We start from the raw sequence: 19,568 nt of genomic DNA on the forward strand, positions 1-19,568 counted from the left end.
TCATTCCTTCGGCCGCACACCTTCATGCCGCTCCAGAGAACCACGATCCCAGTCTCCCAGATTTGCCGCAGCTCCATATGTGCTTTGAAGAAAGCTCAGGAGCGTCTCATCCGGGTCTTCGGATTTACGCACTACATCGTACGGCAAGACAAACTCGCTGAGTTCGAGACTGTAGAACGCCTGTTCAGGGCTGACCGGGGCTTGTTTGAAACCGACGGGCTCGGGATAAGCATAGGCATAAAAAGCGGGTTCCGGAACTGCCCCGCCTCCGGGCCAGAAGCCGCAACTGCTCACCTCGTGTGAATACGCCTCTCGCACTACAAAGTCAGCCAAAGCAGGCACTCCCCCCGGATGCTCGGGAGCAAGCCGCCCGGAAAACCGGGTTACCGCCATGTCAAATGCGCCCCAGAACAGGTGCACAGGGCTGCATTTCCCTATGAAGCCGGACCGGAATCGCTTCAGCACACGGTCGGTCTGAACCATAATGCGCCAGCAGCGCTGAGCGTACTTTGGGTCATAGGATGCGTGTTGGTCGTCCTCTTCAAACGGGATGCGTTGCTCGACCTCCACTGGTGTCGTCCAGATCTTGATATCAATTCCCAGCGAACGAAGCGATTCCACAAGTTCCCGATAAAAATCGGCTACGGAATGAGCGGTCAGACCAAAACCGCGAGTTGCGCCATCACTGGTGCGCAGAGTTAATTGGTGGTCGACGAAATCGAAATCAATCTCGAACGTCCGCCGGCCGTAAGGGATGGGAGAAGTCGTCAATCCTCGCGCAGTCACGTACAACACGACCTGCCACCAATGATTGACGTGGGCGCTCTGCATGAGCTTGAGCTTGCCCACAATCTGGGTCCACATATGAAGCGTGGTGTAAGTATCTTGCCATTCATGGAGGGGTAATTCCGGCCATGCGCTCAATTCGATGCTACTTTTCTCCGTCTTGGACATGGAAACCTCCGTTGCGCTAAAATTCGTCTCTGGTATCAGTGCAGCGCGGGCGAAATTCTGCCCAAAATCATTTTATTGCACTGTTCCCTATTCAAAATGTCTACAAGTGGTTGCAAAACCTCTCTGGCCTGCGTAGTTACAGTAGGGGCGCTTCGAGAAGCGCCCAGATTTCGGGCGGTTCCCGAACCGCCCCTACAAAGACCGGAAACCGGTACACGTGTTGTCTGGGTTTTGCAACCAGTTGTAGCCTGTGGGCTATTTGTTCCTTAATCGCCGTAAAGCTCGCTTTATTCCCATGTGGCGAAGACAATACCAGCCAGAATCAATATTCCGCTCAGGACGTGAACAGCATTTATCGGTTCACCCAACAATAAAAGGGCCTCTCCGCCGCCGAACAACGGCAGGCAGTAATAGACAAGAGCGGCTCGGCTCGGACCAATTATTGCAACCGACTGGTTCCAAAACAGGTACGCCAGTAGCGATGGGCCAATGCCTAGATAGAGGATCGCCCCCACAATTGTTGGAGAAACTTCTATCGCTTTTGTTCCGGACAATTCCCAAGCAAGCCAGGGAAGCAGCACAATCAGGCCCAGCACGAACAGCGAAAACAGAAATGTCAGCGGATGCAGCTCCGCAGGTTTCATGCGAACGAGAATGCTGTACAGAGCAAACGAAGCTGCCTGACCCAACATCCATAGGTCACCGTCGGAAAAGGTCAAATGCGCCAGACGGGCTGGCTGACCGTCGGTGATGAGGAAAACAACTCCCGACATGGCAGCAATAAGACCGATGATTCTCCGAAAAGTCAGAGTGTCGCCGAGGAAAAGCCGAGCAAATATAAGAGTGAACACAGGCGAACAGATGGCGATCAGCGTGAGGTTCAGGGCCGTCGAGGTCTCAGCCGCGACATAGACGAGCGTATTACACACCGACAACCCTAAAAATGCCGTCAAGGCAAGGTAGCCGAGATGCTTATAAATTATGGTGATCTCGTCTCGCAATGGGCGCATCACAAAAGGCAACAGAACAATTGCTGCTATGGCGGAGCGCAAAACCACCAAAGTTACCGGCGGCACTGAATGCGCGAGGACTCTGGCGACGATGAAATTCCCCGACCAAATCGCGGTTGCGGCCACAACGAGCGAATAGCCTTTGACGAACTTGTACTGCCTGATAGACAATGCCTTCGAGTCCCCGCATCATAAGCAATTCAGAAACCGATCCTATCATGTGACAGCGTGAGCCTCAACTCGCTGCATGTTCTGGTGTGGTGTGATGAACGGTGGACCGGGTCAAGTGGACCGGGTCAAGTCTTCTCTTGGCGCATCTCCGGTTTCATGATACCGGACGGTAGCCTGAAATGAGCCAGGAGCAGACTTGGCCCACAGGCGTGACATCATCGCTTCCTGGAAACGGTCATTTCCATCATCTTCTCTTCCTTGCCCCCTTTGGAGGTGAAGAACATTTCATACTCCATGGTGTTGTCATCCACGATCTTGGTCACGCTGCGCCATACTGACGGGCCTCTGACCGGATCGTCGTAGGTACATGTCTGCGTGATGGTCTTACCGTCCTTGCTTGCGGTGCCTTCAAAATAATAGATACCGGTGCTCATCGAATCGAACCAGATCGACACATACTTCTTGGTATAGTTGTCGTACCCGATCACGTTGATGCCGGCGAACGGACTCCCCATCATCTTGCTGGCATACTCCTGCTGCAGGTAACGCCCGCCAAAGAGCATTTTCTGTTTGCAGGTCCCTGTGCTTTCCATTGGGGGTTTGTCGGGTTCCATCCATCCCTTGGTCTTGGTGGTCCAAGATCCCACCAGCTTCGCAAGCATCTTGTGGGGTTTACCCGGGATTGCCAGCTTCTGGTACACTTCCATCATCGCCTGCATATCCATCTCGCCTTCCTTTTTAGCTTTCTTGGCCATGATAAACCTCCTTGTCGTTGTGTTCACCTGCAAGCCGCGTTCGGGCTGAGTTTCGGTGAACCTGATTGCCGTGGAAACGGTTTCTCTTTCATTTTTCCGGTACCGACGCCCGGACCGTGCAAAGTTTCATTCACATCCTTAATATAAAATTTAAGCATGAGACTTTATTCCTGGCGATACGCTTTCGACCTCTTTATACGTTTCCCTCAAATGCCCGCTTGAGAGCTTCAATATCGAATTTCTTCATTTTGAGAAATGCTTGGGTTACCCGGTCTATTTTCTTCCGGTCCTTGTCCTTGAGCATCTCGTTCATGACGGTTGGAACAATTTGCCATGAGAGGCCATACTTGTCTTTTAGCCAACCGCACTGTTCAGCTTGTGGGTCAGCGGAGAGCTTCCCCCAGAAGTAGTCTATTTCTTCTTGAGTATCGCAGTGCACCATGAACGAAATGGCTTCATTGAAAGCAAAGTCATGAACATGCGCGCTGTCCATGGCCGCAAACGCCTGGCCTTCAAGCGTAAAAGCAGCGTGCTTTATTGTTCCTTCTTTATCGGGTTCTTCACCTTTGCCGTAGCGTACGATGTCCCCGACTCTTGCATTGTGGAACACCGACACGTAAAAATTGATCGCCTCTTCCGCTTTTCGGCATTGCTTGCCCACAAACATAAGCGTTGGGGTAATTTTCTGCTTTACCTTTCGGTCGCCGATGAACATCAATTGCCACGAAAGGCCATACCTGTCCTGGATCCAACCGTATTTTTCGCTAAACGGATATTCGCCAAGCTCCATAAGCGCCGACCCCCCTTGTGACAGTTCATGCCATAATGCATCGACTTCTTCTTTCGTGTCGCAGGCAACAAGAAGTGAAACGGCTGGAGTGAACTTGAAAAACGGGCCGGCGGAGATCAGAGTAAATTCTTGGCCGGAAAGTTCAATGGTAATGACATCCACCGTGCCTGAAGGGGTGTTATGAATGGTTGCCGCGTAGCTGACCTTTGATTCTCTGAAGATGGAGGTGTAAAATCGGGCCGCTTCCTTAGCTTCTTTATCGTACCATAAATGTGGTGTGATTTTTTGCATAATGTATAACTCCTTTGATTCTTCACCCGCTGTCCTTAACGAATTGGAGGTCATCAAACTCGATCGTGATGACTGTTATGCGTGCCTTCATTGCTGACCTCCATCCTTGCTTGATTTTAGAAGATCCTTTCCTTCGGCGGTGAACTTCCACCACGGCACAGCTTCGCCGCTCTTAAGAAAATGCTTTACCGACATTAGCGTATAGAGCACACAGGGATCGTGGCGATGGCCCATGACTTCTGACAGTGCACGAAACACGGCAATGGGTTCACGTTCGGCAAGTTGATCGGGCCTGAATATTCCAATACGCCGAAGATCGGCCGCAATAGATTTGCCAATGTTTGGCAGGTCCTCCAGTTGCGTGGGTTCGTTTAGTTTAGACCGTGGTATTGTCAGGGCCTTTCTCATTTTGAACCTCCCCTTACTTGCCTCTTTTCGGCTGCGACGATTCAAGAGCCGAGCCGGTCCGATCTGACTCACACTGAACCGCCCGATGCTCCAATCGCAGCACTACCGACGATTGCGTCAATGCTGACCTTTCTCTTTTGGCAAACACCACGCGTCTTTGATTTTGCAGAGTCTTGCGAGCATCTCTTCGTACTCTTTGTTAATTTTTGCTCTTTCCGTCAGGTCGATGCCATGGATCATGAATCCGTGGGGGCCGGGCATTATAACAAAAGGATGCATTACATTAGGTCCGGGTTTCACGCCGCCTATGTCTTCATTCGAAGCATTAGGCGCATAGTACATAACGTGAGGAAAATTTATTGTGATGACACTATCAATTTCTTCCCCGCTTTTTTCCGGGTCGAGGTACGTTCTCAGCACTGGAGACAGCATGTATGAGATCCCGGCTCGTTCCGGCGCTTTGTAGTATCCTGATTTGAAACGATCTTGGATGATCTTCTTTAACTCGCCGGGAGGAGTGCCCTTGGCCTGCATCTCTGCTGCGTCAAAGAAGACTCGCATGTGTGCCTTGACGCCCGCTTGATCAAAGGAAACCGGGTAGAGAATATCATCTCTATATTTCGTGAAGGGCCAGGAGCCTCTGAACGTATCATCGCCGGTTCGAGCAACAAAGGCGTGGAATCCGTTAGTGCCCTTGCGTGCAACTTCAAAACCCTTGGCAGGGTTTAAAACATATACTGTTGCATTGTCTCTGAGGTGCGGCGGCAGTGCGCTAAGCGCAAGTTGAATTTCCAAATCGCGCGGTAGGGGATCAATTTTATTCCCCTGCTTATTTTCCGCGCTCGCTGTAAGCGAGAGCAAGAGACCTACAATCGCCACAATTGTCTGAAACGTTCTCATCTTGCATTTCCTCCTTACTTGCTTGTCTTAGGCTGCTGGGCTCTGAAAGCCGCGGAGGTCGGATGTAAAACCGGTTCGACCTCATGATTATTTTTCCTCAAGCACGGACAGGAAGTTGCCGGCAGGGTCTTTAAACCACGCTATTTTCATGCCTTCACCGCGGAAAATACCGCGTTCGTCTGTTTTAAGGTCGCCTTTACTGTAGACCTCAAAGTGCACGCCTCGCTTGGTCAGCTCACCTACGGCTTCCTCAACATTGTCTACGGGAAAATTAAGGATCGTAAACGTTGCCGGAACGTGGTTGGGTTTGGGATATGCGAATACCCTGGTGCCGCCCGCAATATGCAGTTCCAGCCCCTCAGGCATTTCAGAAATCTCCAGGCCGAGTGTCTGGCCATAGAATTTTTTCGCTTCCTGTAAATCGTTTACCGAAAAACTGCTAAATGCTTTTGTATGTTTGAACATACGCTTACTCCTTTGTTTGCAGTTCGAGTAGGTAATCGCCCAATCGATCGAGGCTCTCCTCCCAAAAACTGCGATAGCGCTCGACCCAGTCGGCGACTTCCTTGAGCGGCCCCGCCTGGAGCCGGCAGGGTCGCCGCTGCGCATCTCGACCGCGCGCGATCAGGCCCGCGCGCTCCAACATCTTTAGATGCTTGGAAATGGCAGGAAGGCTCATCTTGAAGGGCTTGGCCAGTTCGGTCACGGTGCTCTCACCTGCGGTAAGGCGAGCCAGGATCGCTCGGCGAGTGGGATCGGCGAGGGCCGCGAATGTGGTGCTGAGTTTATCGGGTGACATGTTACGTTAAACCTTCCGGTTAATTAACCTAATGGTAAAATAATGCACGCGGATCGCGTGTCAAGGAGGCTGTCTCAAAAACTCGGGCGGCTCCATGATCGTGGTACGATCTGGGCCACTCGAGCCGTGTGCGCATTGTAGGGGCGAGGCAAGCCTCGCCCGAGGGCGACACATGTGTCGCCCCTACAGTGGATTTGCGGCCTCTGCGAGTATCCTCGCCCCACAGAGACCGGCCACCTGGCGCGAGATTTTGGGTCACCTCGTGGCACGATTTACTTTTGGTTTCGACTTTTGGGACAGCCTCCAAGGGCCGCCGCCCGGAGGGTCTATTTCCAGTCTGAGGATCTTTTTTCGCGCCAGTGAGTCTCAAAGTAATAATTATTGGAACGGATCAAATTGGGGCAATATCCGGCCGAGTGAGATTCGGATTCATGTATTAGTTCCGAGCAGAGGGAAATTGCTACGACTTCATGTAACGCAAGAGAATCACTATCCGTACACTTACGTTTAGGCGCCTGGAGGCGTTGGCCACGGAGCGATAACATGGCTGCAACGGCCAACCAGGCAAACGCTTCTACATCTTCTAACCAAAGAAAGGAGGGGGAGCATCATCCACAACAGCATCGAACTATTCTTGAAGGCGCTGCTTTCGCAGGCCCACCAGCTTCTCATCTGCCGGTCCTTCACAATCCAACGTTCCGCACCGTTGACCCAAAAACAAATGCTTATCTTAAGGAGGGACAAAAAATGTCGAACCATTTTACCGGACTCAGTCTCGGTCCACCTCTCGGGGACCAAAGACTCGACCTGTGCGACCTATACGCGTTCCAGTCGCCCACTGACCCATCGAGGACTGTGATCATCCTCAATGCAAATCCGCAAGCCGACGCGCTTCATCCTGACGCCATCTACCGACTCAACATTGACAACGACGGAGACTGCCTGACGGACATCGCGATCAGTTACGTGTTCTCGCCACCGCAAAACGGCATGCAGACCGTGAACGTCTTCGTGGCAAAAGGCGCGGAATCCCGCTCGGTCGAAGCTGTCGGGACGAAGATCATCGCCGATGCCGAAGTCTCCTTCGGCGCCAACCCCAACATTGTCAAGTCCGCGGCGTACACTTTCTTCGCCGGTGCTCGCAGCGACGCTTTCTTTTTCGACTACGACGGAATTAAGAATCTGTTCGATACCTCGGGCGGCAGAAATTTCACCGCACCCCACCTGGGCGGCAAGTCTCCGTGGACAGGGGTGGATTCAAATACGGAAGCCAATGTGTTCTCGACAGTGATCGAGCTGCCGACAAGCGAACTCGGTGCGAACCCGGAGATCCGGATCTGGGGGCGGTGCAGCGTGCGCAAGGACGGCAAGCTGCTTCATGTCGATCGCGCCGGCCACCCGAGCGTAAGCAGCTTCTTCAATACCGACGACACCAAATTGGAATTCAACGCCAGCGAGCCGGTCAACGATCGCAAGCGTTGGACGGATCAGTTTGTCCACTTGATGGGACATACGGGCAATTACACCAGCGAAGAGGCAATCGCCGCGATCGATGCTCACCGCATTCTGCCCGACATGCTGTGCTTCGATCCTTCGAAGCCCGCGAAGTATCCAAACGGCCGCGTTTTTACTGACGACGTCATCGATCATCGCCTCGCCTTCCTCTCCAAGGGCGATATTCCCCCCACCGGCCTCAAGCCGCACACGGACATTCTCAAGGAGTTCCCCTACATTGGCACGCCGCATCAGAAGAAGAGCTGACGGCGCTCGATGGATCCAGTGTTTTGGAGTGCGAAATCCTCGCCGACAGGGGTTGGCGTCGAGCTAGCCCCGATTGGCGAGGATGCTATCGGGCGTTCCTCACAACATGGACGGGGCCGCAGCTTTTTTCAACGGCACGGCCCACCGAATGTCCGCGATGGGTCTGGAGCGCCTGGGGCTGCTTCCTTGTGTTACCGCTCCGGATATGGCATAAGATCCCCCGTAAAGGCATTTCCAGCCTGTCATGAACAGAAGAAGGCGACCATGCCCTGCTTTGTTTCTGCGTCCATGAAACCGTTTGAAAGCGACTTTCGGGGGATCTCGAGACGCGGGGCAGAGGCGGCCCCGCGTGCTCTCTCGTGCCCTAAGGATCGAAGGTGTTTTCGGCTGGGACGATTGCATGGCCGTGCTTCAGTTTCAGTTCACTGTGCCTTTCCTGTGGGCAGGGTCCGATTTCTCATGCCTATACCGAGGCGGACGAAGCGCTGCCCGATTTCGCGGCCGCCAGAATGCCAATGCTTTGACGGACCCCAAAATGACTGATCCGAAACGCCCCCGGGGGCTTCCTGAACAACACGAGAGGGAGATTGTCACCATACGGGAGTTAACTCGACAGGTGGCATCAAGCGTTTCGCCTGCAGGGGTAGCAACTTCCACGTGCGAGCAGATCCTCCGGGCGGTGACATGCGACGTGGTGGCGCTCTATTTTCTTCAAGGCAATGACCTGATTCGTGAGGGATTTGCAGCCTCGGGACCCACCGTCAAGTTCGATGCGACTATGGAGAGGTCTTTGGGCGACTGGCTTGCCGATATCGAGCCGGGCATGAATGAGCCGGTTTATTCGCCCGACGTGATGGCCGATCCCCGTTGCCCGTTCCACGCCTGCCACCAAACCGGCGTGCGTTCCTTCGCCGCTCTGCCGCTTGTCTTTGGAGAGGAAATTCTGGGCGTACTGTGGTTGGCCTCTTTGGAAGAGCGAGACTTCTCTCACCAATCAGATTTCTTGGAAACCCTTGCCGCGCAAATTGCCATCTCGGTCAGATATGCCCGCGTGTGCCAACAGCTGCAGGACCACGCCGCCAAGGAGGCCCCCGAGACTCTCAGGGGAAGCGATGCCCTTTTCAAGGCCTTCTTAGAGAGCGCCCAGGACTGTATTTTTCTCAAGGACCGCAATCTTGTGTACACGCATGTCAATCCGGCCCTGGCGAGACTCCTGGGAGTCGATGCGGAGCGAATTGCCGGCAGCACGGAGGAGGCCCTTTTCGATGTGGAGTTCGGTAATGATATTCGAGACCTCGACCGGAGGGTATTACGCGGACAAGTGGTCCAGGCCGAGTATTCTCGAACGGTCGGGGATAAAGTTCGGGTCTTTCATGAGATCAGGGCGCCTTTGAAAGACGCGCGCGGTAGGATTGTGGGCCTGTGCGGGATCGCTCGTGAAATCACCAACCGGATGAAAACCCTTGATGTCTCGGGACCCTCGGCGTGCGAATACCCGTCCGAAGCGATGAGAACAGCCCTCCAACAAGCTCGGCTCGCCGCGGCAGGCGGTAGCACGATCTTGCTCACCGGAGAAAGCGGGGCCGGCAAGGACTTTTTTGCCCATTTCATTCATGGCAGTTCCGAGCGAGCGGGCCGTCCGTTTTACGCGATTAACTGCGCCGCAATTCCCCTCGAACTGGCTGAATCAGAGCTGTTCGGCCATGAAGCCGGGGCCTTCACTGGAGCCAGGCGGCGTAAGCCGGGAATGTTCGAAGTTGCCCACCGTGGCACGCTGCTTCTCAACGAGATCGGTGAACTGCCGCTTCCCATTCAAGCCAAGCTGCTGACTTTTCTGGACACCAAGACCTTTACCCGCGTCGGCGGCGAGAAGCCTGTCACGGTGGACGTGAGAATCATGGCAGCTACGAATAGAGACTTGAAGGAGGAGGTCTCCCAAGGTCGTTTTCGTGAGGACCTTTTCTATCGCCTCAATGTGTTCGCAGTCAGAGTGCCCTCTCTCCGTCAAAGAGTGGAGGACATTCCGTCGCTGGTTCGTGAAATCACTTACGAACTCGCCGCGGAAATGCACCTGGTGGACATTCCTGTCCTGGCCCCGGAGACTCTGGCCATGATGAGGCGGCACAGTTGGCCGGGAAACGTCCGAGAACTTCGAAACCTGCTGGAACGCACCCTCATTCTCTATACCACGAACGGACGAATAGAGGGCGAGCCCCTCCGGCTGGAACCCCATGAGTTGCAGAAAACGCCCGTCCAATCTTCCCTGCCTCAAGACAAGTCCATGGGGGACCTGTTCGATGACATGGAGAGGTCGCTTATACAGGAGGCTTTGCAGAAATCAGGCGGCAAAAAAGAGGCGGCCGCAAAGCTTTTGGGCATTTCCCGACACGCGCTGAAGAGGCGTTTGAGTAAGTATCCCGAGTTGAACCGAAAAGCGCTCAAGAGATGATACAGCGAGCGCAATTCGCCCGCTGTCTAATTACTTGATGTGACTATAGTTTCAACGACCCCCGCTGCTCCCGAGAGCGGTTTCGCTCGTTCTGCATGATTGACTCATGCCCCGTTCCGTACACCCTCCAGGAGACCTCCCCATAACTCATTGATATTAGATTGCTTGCCAAGCCCGACCTCGCCAAACAACGCATGGCATAAGAATTGCTTAAGTTTTTAGATTCGCCCCGTCGATTAATTCCGCGACTTTCAAGCGGTATCGGTCCTGGAGAGAGAACATGAAAGACTTGCTGAAGCGCTTATTCGTCAGTGTAGTTGAACCCCCAAATGTGTTCGAACAATTGGAAGAGCGCATTGTGCTGGATGCCACCGTCGATCAGGTGCAGGTCAACGGTGCGGACGTGACGGCAAACCCGCAAGCAAGCGTGGCGGAAGACGCTACCAGCGTGGTGGACATACACTCGGTGAGTGAAGGTTCAGGAGCCACCTATTCTCTCAAAGTGGACGGCCAGGACGTCGCCGCATATAACGCGGGGAATGGTAACAAGGCTGACGTGGACGTCGCCACGGACAATTTCGCCGCGACGGGGAAATTCTCTTGGACGCCCAACAACTTGGACGTGGGCATCCATTCGTTTGAAGTGACCGCCAATGACGGCGGCTCGGGCGCTGAGCCCCACACCGACATCGAAACGATACAGTTGACTGTCTATAATGTTGCCCCCACCTTCTCCAGTGGCGCTGTCGCCACGTTCGTAGCCGATAGCGGCGGGCAGACATTCGACGTGCAATCCGGCGACGAGAATCTAGGCTCCACCTACTCCCTGGACGGTGCCCCTGGCTGGCTTAGCATAGACCCCACCAGCGGGGTGATTTCGGGGAACCCCACCTATGCCCACACCGGGGACTATAGCTTTGCGGTAAGGGTCAACGATGGTCACGTCTCAGTGGATCAGGATTTCATCCTGACTGTGAACAACACTCTGGATTTCCTCTCCTCGACCAGCCAAACGATGGATGAAGATGAGGCCTTCCTGTATGACGCTCGGACCGATACCGAAGCGCTTGGCAAGCCTGTGACCTATTCGCTCCAGCCTGGCGCGCCGGCATGGCTTTCCATTGATTCTGAGACAGGTGTGGTCACCGGCAATCCGGACAACAGCCATGTGGGTGTCCACACTTTCACTGTCCACGCAGAGAGCACTGAAGGAAACGGCAATCTGAACTTCACACTGACCGTTCAGAATACTCCACCTGTCTTCCTGAACCAGGAACCGACCATTCAAATGATCGAATCGAGCGGTCCTCAGACGTTCGACGTGCAGAACAACGATGAGAATACGCCGTCCGGGCTCCCGGCTTACAGCATCCTCAGCTATGACGGCATCGATTATGGAGCGGTCGGTTTCCCAATTTGGCTCTCCATTGATAGTGAGACCGGTATAATCACAGGCAATCCGTTGAATCAGGATGTAGGCGTCCACACCATTGTGGTCCAATTCGATGACAGCCACAGTCCCGACGGGGTCCGGACGCATATCTTCAGTCTGGATATTGACAATGTTCCCAACTACTTCGAGTCTTCCAACGCCACGACCTGGGTGGAAGACGCGGCGGGCCAGTCCTTCGACGTTCAGACCCATGAAGAGGGCGTGATAGTCGAGCCCGCGCATGTCACCTACTCCTTTGAAGGCGGGGCCTTGACCTGGGGCGGCTGGCTCCAAATCGATGCCGGCACTGGGGTTTTGAGCCCGATTCTCGGTACCCAGCCTGACAACTCGAGGGTGGGGACCCATGTGTTCGACATCTGGTCCAATGAAGGGTACGGGGCACCGGTGGTCATTCAGGAAGATTTCACCCTGACAGTGGTCAACGCCGTGCCGATCATCACTTCTCCGGCCACGACACAGATCCAGGAAGATGCCGGTTCCGCCACCTTCCAGGTCACTCTGGCCAGCCCTGAGCCGGGAGCCACGTACTCACTCCAGTATTGGCCCGACATTCACGGCAGTCCAGTCACCATCGACGCCGCAACGGGCTTGATGACCATTCCCGGCGGGACGAATGTAGATGTCGGCGGCACGTACCTGTTCAACGTGGTGGTCAACGATACTCACGGAGGCATCGCCACGCAGTTCTTCAGAATCGACGTGACGAACGTTGCTCCGGTTTTCACGCAGCTTCCCGATCCGTTGAACGACCCGCACGTGATAACGGTCAACGAGGACAGCTCCTACACCTTTGACATCAATGTGCCCGCTCCAATCAACGATGAGGGCGACGGACCGACATTTTATAGACTAGTAGGCGAACCGGGCTTTGTCTCCATTGACTCAAGCACCGGCCAAATCAGTGTCAACAACCCCGGCAACAACGATGTGGGGACGCATAACTTTACCGTGCAGCTCAACGACGGGCACGGCGGAGTTGCAAGCGCTGCAATCCGTTTGGTGGTCAATAACGTGGCGCCCGACATACCTGGGGTCGGAGCTGTCACCTGGTACGAAGATGGAGACACGAATCTGGACGGCAATCCTGACGGCCAGGGCTGGCAGATGGTTGACGTCGGCACCGCGGGCGCTGTTTCCGATGAGGGACAGGGCGCGACGTACAGCCTCGTAGGGGCCCCGTCCTGGCTGACCATAGGAGCAGGCACCGGAGTGATGTCCTATGTGCCTGCAAATGCCAACGTTGGAACGCATGTCTTCACGGTTCACATAGACGACGGCCACGGCGGTTCCGACGACCAGACCTTCACACTCAATGTTTTGAACAGTCCCCCCAAGTTTGACGGGCTGTATGGATCGGGAAACACGACGCTGTATGTGAACCAGAGCGGCGGAGTTCAGGTCTTCGATCCGCAAACTACGGACGAAGCCTCGAACAGATCACTTTACGGCGGCACTCCCAATCAGTATTCGCTGATCAGTGCGCCGGCGGGAATTACGCTCCTTAATACTACAACCGGTCAATTCAGCGCTGACCCGGCTGTCTTGGGGCTAGGCACTTTCGGCTTCACGATTCGGTTCTTTGACGGCAGCGTGAGCGTGGATCAGGCCGTCACCGTGGTGGTTACCAACGTCCCACCCAACAGCACAGATCCCGTGAATTTCGACCCTGGATTCTACTCACCGAATAACACGTCCTTCATCGAGGACACAGGCAACCAGACCTTCAACATCCAGTACCAAACCGAGGGAACCAGCGGGACCTTGCGGTACGACCTGGTGGGTGCTCCGTCATGGCTGGTATTCCAGGATACAGGCACGCAGACGGGCAGCAGCACCGGTGTCATCACTGCCAATCCTACCAACGTTCAGACCACGGATGTCAATCCGGGCACGCCTTACGCGTTCGAGATCCGAGTCTACGATCCCGCGGCATCGCTGGATTTCAACACCGATTTCACTTTGGCCGTGACCAACAATCCGCCGCTGTTCAACGAGGCGCCTTTCAACGTGGTCTTCACCGAGGACCAGGACTACACCGCGGCCAGTACCCCGTACGATGTGAACACCACGGACGAGCCGCATGACAACCCGTCGTACCCCAACACCTACTCTCTTGCGAACGGGACCGACACTGTGCCGACCTGGTTGAAGATCACAGACGACGGCAAGATTTACATTGATCGAGGAGTCGCCGGTCCTGATCAACATCGGATGGTGAATGACGACGTGAATTACGGTCCGTGGAACCTCAAGGTGGTCTTCAACGACGCGCACGGCGGCATCATCGACAGAGCCATCACCGTTTCAGTCCAGAATGTGCTGCAATTCCAGGATCCGGGACATCACTACAGTGTAGTCTGGCAGGAAGACCGGACGAGTCCCTTCAATACGACGACCTTCGAAGCCGTAACGGATGACGACCCCTCCGCCGACAGGCACGTGACGTACTCGCTGACCAATCTCCCCGGTTGGCTCATGGACGGCATCAATCCCAAGGTTGGCATCGACCCTGATACCGGAGTTGTCTTCATGAGGCCGGGTTACGAGAGCACCGCACCGGACAACACCATTCCTGGTGCGTACTTCTTCACCATCGTGGCCAACGACACACACGGCACGACCACGCAAAATGTCTCGATCACCGTGCCCAACCGCGATCCGGTATTTGCGCAGACCGTCTTCAATATCGGTGAGGACAACGGAGCGGACGTGATCAACCTCCAGGTTGATGACGAAGGCCAGGGAGCCACATATTACACATGGTCCGGAGCGCCGCAGTGGATGTCCCTCGATCCGTTCACCGGCGAGATAACCACGGACCCCACCAACCGGCACGTGGGCGATACACCCCCGTTTACCGTAACGGCCTATGACCTGAACGCGGGGAGGGATTACGGGTACGCTGACCTGACCGATCCGGACGGCATTCATGGCTCCACCACCGAAACCATCACGGTGCATGTCCTGAACCGCGATCCCGAATTCCTTTCACCGGGCGACATCTCGGTTCAAGAGGACAGCCCCCTGGCCTTCGACGTGCAGACCGATGATGAATCCGATGGAGGGACGAAGTATTACTTCGCAGGTGGCGGCCTGACCTGGGGCGCGGGAGCGACCTGGAGCGACTGGGTGACTCTCGACGAGGACACCGGTCTTCTCACGGCCAATCCTACCAATGCGCACGTGGGGACTCATACTTTCCAGATCATCTGCAATGACCAGCACGGCGGTATAGTTGCGCAGGACTTCACCCTCACGGTAACCAACCAAGCGCCTTCGTTCCTCAATCCGCCCGGCTTGACCTACACCATGACCCTCACTGAGGACACGACCGGCAACTATTTTAACATCCTTACGGACGACGAAGGAAAACACAACCCGTACGCGGCCGGAGGGACAGGGACTCAGGTCACCTATTCCTTGAGCGGCGAGCCCACCGGTGTGAGCATCAACAGTCTTACCGGGCTGATGACCTTTAGCCCCGACAACAGGCATGTGGGTTCCAATACGTTTAACGTCATAGTCAACGATGGCAATGGCGGAATTACTACACTGCCTTTCACTATGAACGTTACCAACACTGCGCCTGTGTTTGAGACCCCCAACGCGATCATCTGGTACGAAGATGTAATGACCAACATTCCGTTCAATGTGGAAACCACGGACGAGGGCTATGACCGTCTATCCGGTCCTCTTAACGCATACTCGCTGATCGGGGCGCCCGCCTGGCTTCAGATTGACCCGGTCACCGGTATCATGACGGTCAAGGTGGGAGGTATTGACGGGACCCAGAACACTGACGGGTCGCGTGGGGAAATCGGGTCGCCTGACAATCACATGGTCGGCACCAGTAACTTCACGATTCGTTTTTTTGACGGCACCGTTACCGCAGACCAGGCGTTTTCGCTGACCGTCAACAACGATCCCACGGAAATCAACGATATCCATGACGAAGTCTTAACGCAGGATACTACGCTGCAAATCGTCGGGAGTCATTCGTTGCCCGACCCGCCCAACCAGCAGGTGTGGGCCGTTGACGACTACAACGTTGGCGGTTACACAGACGACTACTACACGCTCGAGATCAAGCTCGACAATGTGGGTAGCTGGATTCGCGTGGACAACGGCGCTTACAACGCCCAAAACGGCGCCTGGAACGGCGCTGACATAACTTTTGTGACGGAAACGGGCGAAATCCAGTGGACGCCCAACAACGCAGATGTGCCCAACGCGGACGACCCCTCAATTGCAGGCATCCAGTATCATCACAATTTCCGGATCACCCACTACGACGGCCATGGCTCCTGGGCTAGCGATGAGTTCTTTGTCTCGGTAAACAACATTGCGCCGGTCATGCAGGGTCCCCTTCCCTTGCCCAACTGGGCTCTCATTGAGGATCAGACCAGCGGGTACACATACGATCAGGACAATATCGACTCCGATGAGGAAGGATATGGCGTCACGTACGACCTCGAAGTCAGTCTTAATGGAGGGGCGACTTGGACTGCATGGACACCGGGATATCGGCCCAACGGTTCCGATGGCGGCGTCATTGTCCTGAACGAGCAGAGCGGTGAAATCCAGTGGCAGACCACCAATGCGGATGTAACGCTCAGAGCCGACGGCATCACCGAGATTCGCTCGCCGTATGTCTTCCGTGTAAGAGCTGACGACGGGAATCCGACGGATAATTACTCCGCACCCTGGCAACAGTTCACCGTAACCGTCCAAAACGACCCGACACTCATAACGGCTGTACCGCCCAGTGGGGACGTCCCGGAAGACAGCAACTTCCAGTTCAACATCCAGGCTCGGGACGAAGAGGTGGAACGAACCGGCCTCAGCACTTATTATGACCTAATCATCAACGACGGCTCCGGCTGGCAAACCATTGCCGGTTATAACGGCGCCAACGGCCTGCGCGCGGATGTGATCTTCAACACCGATACCGGTCTCCTACAATGGAACCCCAACCACGAAGACACGCTCCACGTCGGTAATTACCAGTTCCAGGTCACCCACTACGACGGCAATTTCACCTCCGACACTGAGACCTTTACGTTCACCGTTACGAACCGTCCCCCTGATGTAAACACCCCCACCCCGTGGACCCTCCATGAGGACGACACGGTCTCAGCGGATTACACGCTTACGCTAACCTCGGACGACGACCCGTATGTTGACGTGGATTACCAACTCGAAGTTTACGCAGATCTCGACGGTAACGGTTCGTATGCCTGGGAGACAGTCAACCTGGCTGGGATCTTGCCTAACGGTCCAATTGGAGGATTGCTCACCTTTGATCCCGAGACAGGCACCATTATCTGGCCCACCACCAATGAGGACGTAACCTTCGATGACGCGGGCAACCCCACCGCGGCGTACCAGTTCAGGGTAAGCGCAACCGACAACAACGGCAGCACCTGGTCAAACTGGGAAGCATTCGACGTGGTGGTCCAGAATGACGCGACGAATTTCTCCACTGACGTGGGAACGCAGACCCTTACGCAGGACGCCCTGATGACCGTCACGGACGCCCAGGTCCAGACCAATGATGAATACGCGAACCAGCCGAACTTCCCTGCCGACGACTATTACACCTTGGAGATCAGCCTCAACAACGATGGAACGTGGATTGTGGTAGATGCGGTCGGTTCTCCTCAGACCCACTACAATCTGACCAACAACGCCTGGAACGGCGCTGACATCTTCTTTTACGGCAAAACCGGCGAGATTCAGTGGACGCCCAACAACGCGGATGTGCCCAACATCGACGACCCCTCGATGCCGGGAACACAGTACCATCACCAGGTCAGAGTCACACATCATGACGGGCACGGCTCCACGGATGTGGACGACTTCTTCGTGGAGGTTACCAACATCCCGCCCAGCCTAATCCACCCTGCGGCCACAGACTATGTGCTCCGTGAAGACCTCGATACTCTCTCTTTCACGGATGCCGACATCGGCTCCAACGAAGAAGGATTCGGCGTCACGTACATCCTTGAGGTGAGTCTTGACAACGGCGGCTCCTGGACTACTTTAAACAACGGAAACCGAATCAACCAGACCTTAGGCGGTATTATCAACTTCGATGATGACGACGGCATTCTCACTTGGACACCGACAAATGCCGACGTGACAGCGAGCCACCCGTACGCGTACAAATTCAAGGTTACCGCAGACGACAACACTCCTCCACCTACCAACTTATCGCCGAACAGCTACGAGTTCACCGTAACGGTGACTAACACGAACACCCTGATAACCAGCGCTCCCCCGGCTGGACCGACGAACGTCAATGAGGATTCGACGTATTCCTACAACATTGTCGCCAGCGACGAGGGCCACGACTGGACGGGCAACATCGTAACCTACTATGACCTCCAGTTGCAGTACTGGGATGCTGGGGTCGGAAACTGGTCCACCGCACAAGATTACGCGGATTACAACAACAATAACGACGGCAATGACCGCACAGGCCGTAACGCGGTGAACTTCAACACTGCCACGGGCGCGTTTTCCTGGACACCGAACCACATCGACACCATGGTCGGCGATTACAAATTCATCGTAACCCACCATGACGACAACGGCAGTACTGACACCAAGGAGTTTCTCCTTCACGTCGTGAACCGTGCGCCGGTTATCACGGCCGCGAGCGTACTCCCTTGGAACCTGACCGAGGAAGTCCCTGGATCTCGCAACATTGGTTCCGACGACGAGGCTTTGGACGGTAGAAGTGCCTACACTGGCGGCCCGACCTTCACTCCTGGTGTGGTTTACACTCTCCGGGTGAACAACGGCGTGGGCTGGACGACCATTGATGCGGACGGCGAGAAGATCAACGGCGACGACGGCGGAGCGATCTCGATCAATTCCACAAGCGGACTGATTAACTGGCAGCCGACCAATGCGGACGTGAACGTGGGCAACCTCAGGCCTAATTATCAGTTTGAGGTGACAGCCTCGGACGGCATAGGCAATTCGGTGAGGACATTCAACGTTACCGTGAACAATGCGGCCACGTCCATTGATTCCGCTCCTGCTTCGGGTACCCACGTTACCGAGGATATGGGCATTACGCACAACATCGAGGCCAGGGACGAGGGCCATGACTGGGTGGTAGGCGGCGGTACGGACATCGTCACGTACTATGACCTCCAGGTGCAGTACTGGACGGGTAGCGCATGGTCCACCGCTCAGGATTTCGCGGATTACAACGACAATTCGGTGGGCGATACCAACGATCGCGGTGACCGCGGTGCGATCTCGTTCGACACCGACGACGGAGACTTTGCCTGGACCCCGAATCACCTGGACACTCTCGTGGGCCAGTACAGGTTCACGGTGACTCATCACGACGACAATGGAAGCAATGTCTCAGCGGTCTTTGACCTGATTGTGGACAACCGGACGCCTCAGTACGTGCCCGGCAGCGTGCCCGCGACCTTGCCGCTTATCGAGGACATTGCCGGCGGATTTGACGCCCAGACCGATGACGAGCTTCTCAATGGCCTACAGAGCTATCCCGGCGGCCCGACCTTCGCCGGTGTGACTTACTCTCTGGAGATCTTCTCGGGCGGCACATGGAACACGGTGAACGACGGCGATCAGATCAACGGTCCGGGCGGCGGTCTGATCTCCTTTGACGACGCCACCGGCGTCTTCTCCTGGGATACCAGGAATGCGGACGTGACCCAAGGCAACGGCCGCTCGCCCTATCAGTTCAGGATCACGGCCGGTGACGGGGTTGGGACTACTCAGCAGGCCTTTGACGTGACCGTCACCAACGCAGCCACTGGGATAGATGCGGCACCCGGTGAC

At 55.3% G+C, this 19,568-nt stretch carries 11 protein-coding genes; 3 read left to right on the top strand and 8 right to left on the bottom strand.

Going from position 1 to position 19,568, the window contains the following annotated elements; genetic code table 11:
* The 8 genes from HY913_14740 to HY913_14775 all read right to left on the bottom strand — a co-directional run bounded on the left by HY913_14740 (position 1) and on the right by HY913_14775 (position 6,078).
* The gene (locus HY913_14740) at positions 1 to 954 is read right to left on the bottom strand and encodes a hypothetical protein (protein ID MBI4964532.1); all 954 of its coding nucleotides are present in this window, start codon (positions 952 to 954) and stop codon (positions 1 to 3) included.
* Between the two features lie 287 nt (positions 955 to 1,241).
* Positions 1,242 to 2,129: a DMT family transporter gene (locus HY913_14745; protein MBI4964533.1), complete on the bottom strand. Its 888-nt coding sequence runs from the start codon at positions 2,127 to 2,129 to the stop codon at positions 1,242 to 1,244.
* Positions 2,130 to 2,350: 221 nt separating this feature from the next.
* Positions 2,351 to 2,890 (bottom strand): DUF1579 domain-containing protein, encoded by a 540-nt coding sequence (locus tag HY913_14750; GenBank protein MBI4964534.1) that lies wholly within the window; start codon positions 2,888 to 2,890, stop codon positions 2,351 to 2,353.
* A 193-nt stretch (positions 2,891 to 3,083) separates the two neighbouring features.
* Positions 3,084 to 3,971, bottom strand: a complete 888-nt coding sequence (locus HY913_14755; protein ID MBI4964535.1) for a VOC family protein — start codon at positions 3,969 to 3,971, stop codon at positions 3,084 to 3,086.
* Positions 3,972 to 4,058: 87 nt separating this feature from the next.
* Positions 4,059 to 4,379: a helix-hairpin-helix domain-containing protein gene (locus tag HY913_14760; protein ID MBI4964536.1), complete on the bottom strand. Its 321-nt coding sequence runs from the start codon at positions 4,377 to 4,379 to the stop codon at positions 4,059 to 4,061.
* 117 nt (positions 4,380 to 4,496) lie between these two features.
* Positions 4,497 to 5,279, bottom strand: coding sequence for a hypothetical protein (locus tag HY913_14765; GenBank protein ID MBI4964537.1), 783 nt, complete (start codon positions 5,277 to 5,279; stop codon positions 4,497 to 4,499).
* A gap of 87 nt (positions 5,280 to 5,366) precedes the next feature.
* On the bottom strand, positions 5,367 to 5,744 hold the full coding sequence (locus HY913_14770) for a VOC family protein (protein MBI4964538.1): 378 nt from the start codon (positions 5,742 to 5,744) through the stop codon (positions 5,367 to 5,369).
* A gap of 4 nt (positions 5,745 to 5,748) precedes the next feature.
* Positions 5,749 to 6,078 (bottom strand): winged helix-turn-helix transcriptional regulator, encoded by a 330-nt coding sequence (locus HY913_14775; protein MBI4964539.1) that lies wholly within the window; start codon positions 6,076 to 6,078, stop codon positions 5,749 to 5,751.
* Between the two features lie 747 nt (positions 6,079 to 6,825).
* On the opposite strand from HY913_14775, the gene HY913_14780 reads away from it, so the two are divergent.
* The 3 genes from HY913_14780 to HY913_14790 form a co-directional block, all read left to right on the top strand.
* Positions 6,826 to 7,839 (top strand): DUF4331 family protein, encoded by a 1,014-nt coding sequence (locus tag HY913_14780; GenBank protein ID MBI4964540.1) that lies wholly within the window; start codon positions 6,826 to 6,828, stop codon positions 7,837 to 7,839.
* A gap of 349 nt (positions 7,840 to 8,188) precedes the next feature.
* Positions 8,189 to 10,288 carry a sigma 54-interacting transcriptional regulator gene (locus HY913_14785; GenBank protein MBI4964541.1) on the top strand — a complete coding sequence of 700 codons (2,100 nt, stop codon included), beginning with the start codon at positions 8,189 to 8,191 and terminating at the stop codon, positions 10,286 to 10,288.
* 280 nt (positions 10,289 to 10,568) lie between these two features.
* The coding region (locus HY913_14790) for a putative Ig domain-containing protein (GenBank protein MBI4964542.1) at positions 10,569 to 19,568 on the top strand (9,000 nt) is incomplete at its 3' end.

The organism is Desulfomonile tiedjei (assembly GCA_016212925.1).
Classification (GTDB): Bacteria; Desulfobacterota; Desulfomonilia; order Desulfomonilales; family Desulfomonilaceae; genus JACRDF01.

Coding starts and splice junctions, on each gene's coding strand:
- HY913_14740 (MBI4964532.1), bottom strand. CDS start 954: ATGTCCAAGACGGAGAAAAGTAGCATCGAATTGAGCGCATGGCCGGAA.
- HY913_14750 (MBI4964534.1), bottom strand. CDS start 2,890: ATGGCCAAGAAAGCTAAAAAGGAAGGCGAGATGGATATGCAGGCGATG.
- HY913_14755 (MBI4964535.1), bottom strand. CDS start 3,971: ATGCAAAAAATCACACCACATTTATGGTACGATAAAGAAGCTAAGGAA.
- HY913_14760 (MBI4964536.1), bottom strand. CDS start 4,379: ATGAGAAAGGCCCTGACAATACCACGGTCTAAACTAAACGAACCCACG.
- HY913_14765 (MBI4964537.1), bottom strand. CDS start 5,279: ATGAGAACGTTTCAGACAATTGTGGCGATTGTAGGTCTCTTGCTCTCG.
- HY913_14770 (MBI4964538.1), bottom strand. CDS start 5,744: ATGTTCAAACATACAAAAGCATTTAGCAGTTTTTCGGTAAACGATTTA.
- HY913_14775 (MBI4964539.1), bottom strand. CDS start 6,078: ATGTCACCCGATAAACTCAGCACCACATTCGCGGCCCTCGCCGATCCC.
- HY913_14780 (MBI4964540.1), top strand. CDS start 6,826: ATGTCGAACCATTTTACCGGACTCAGTCTCGGTCCACCTCTCGGGGAC.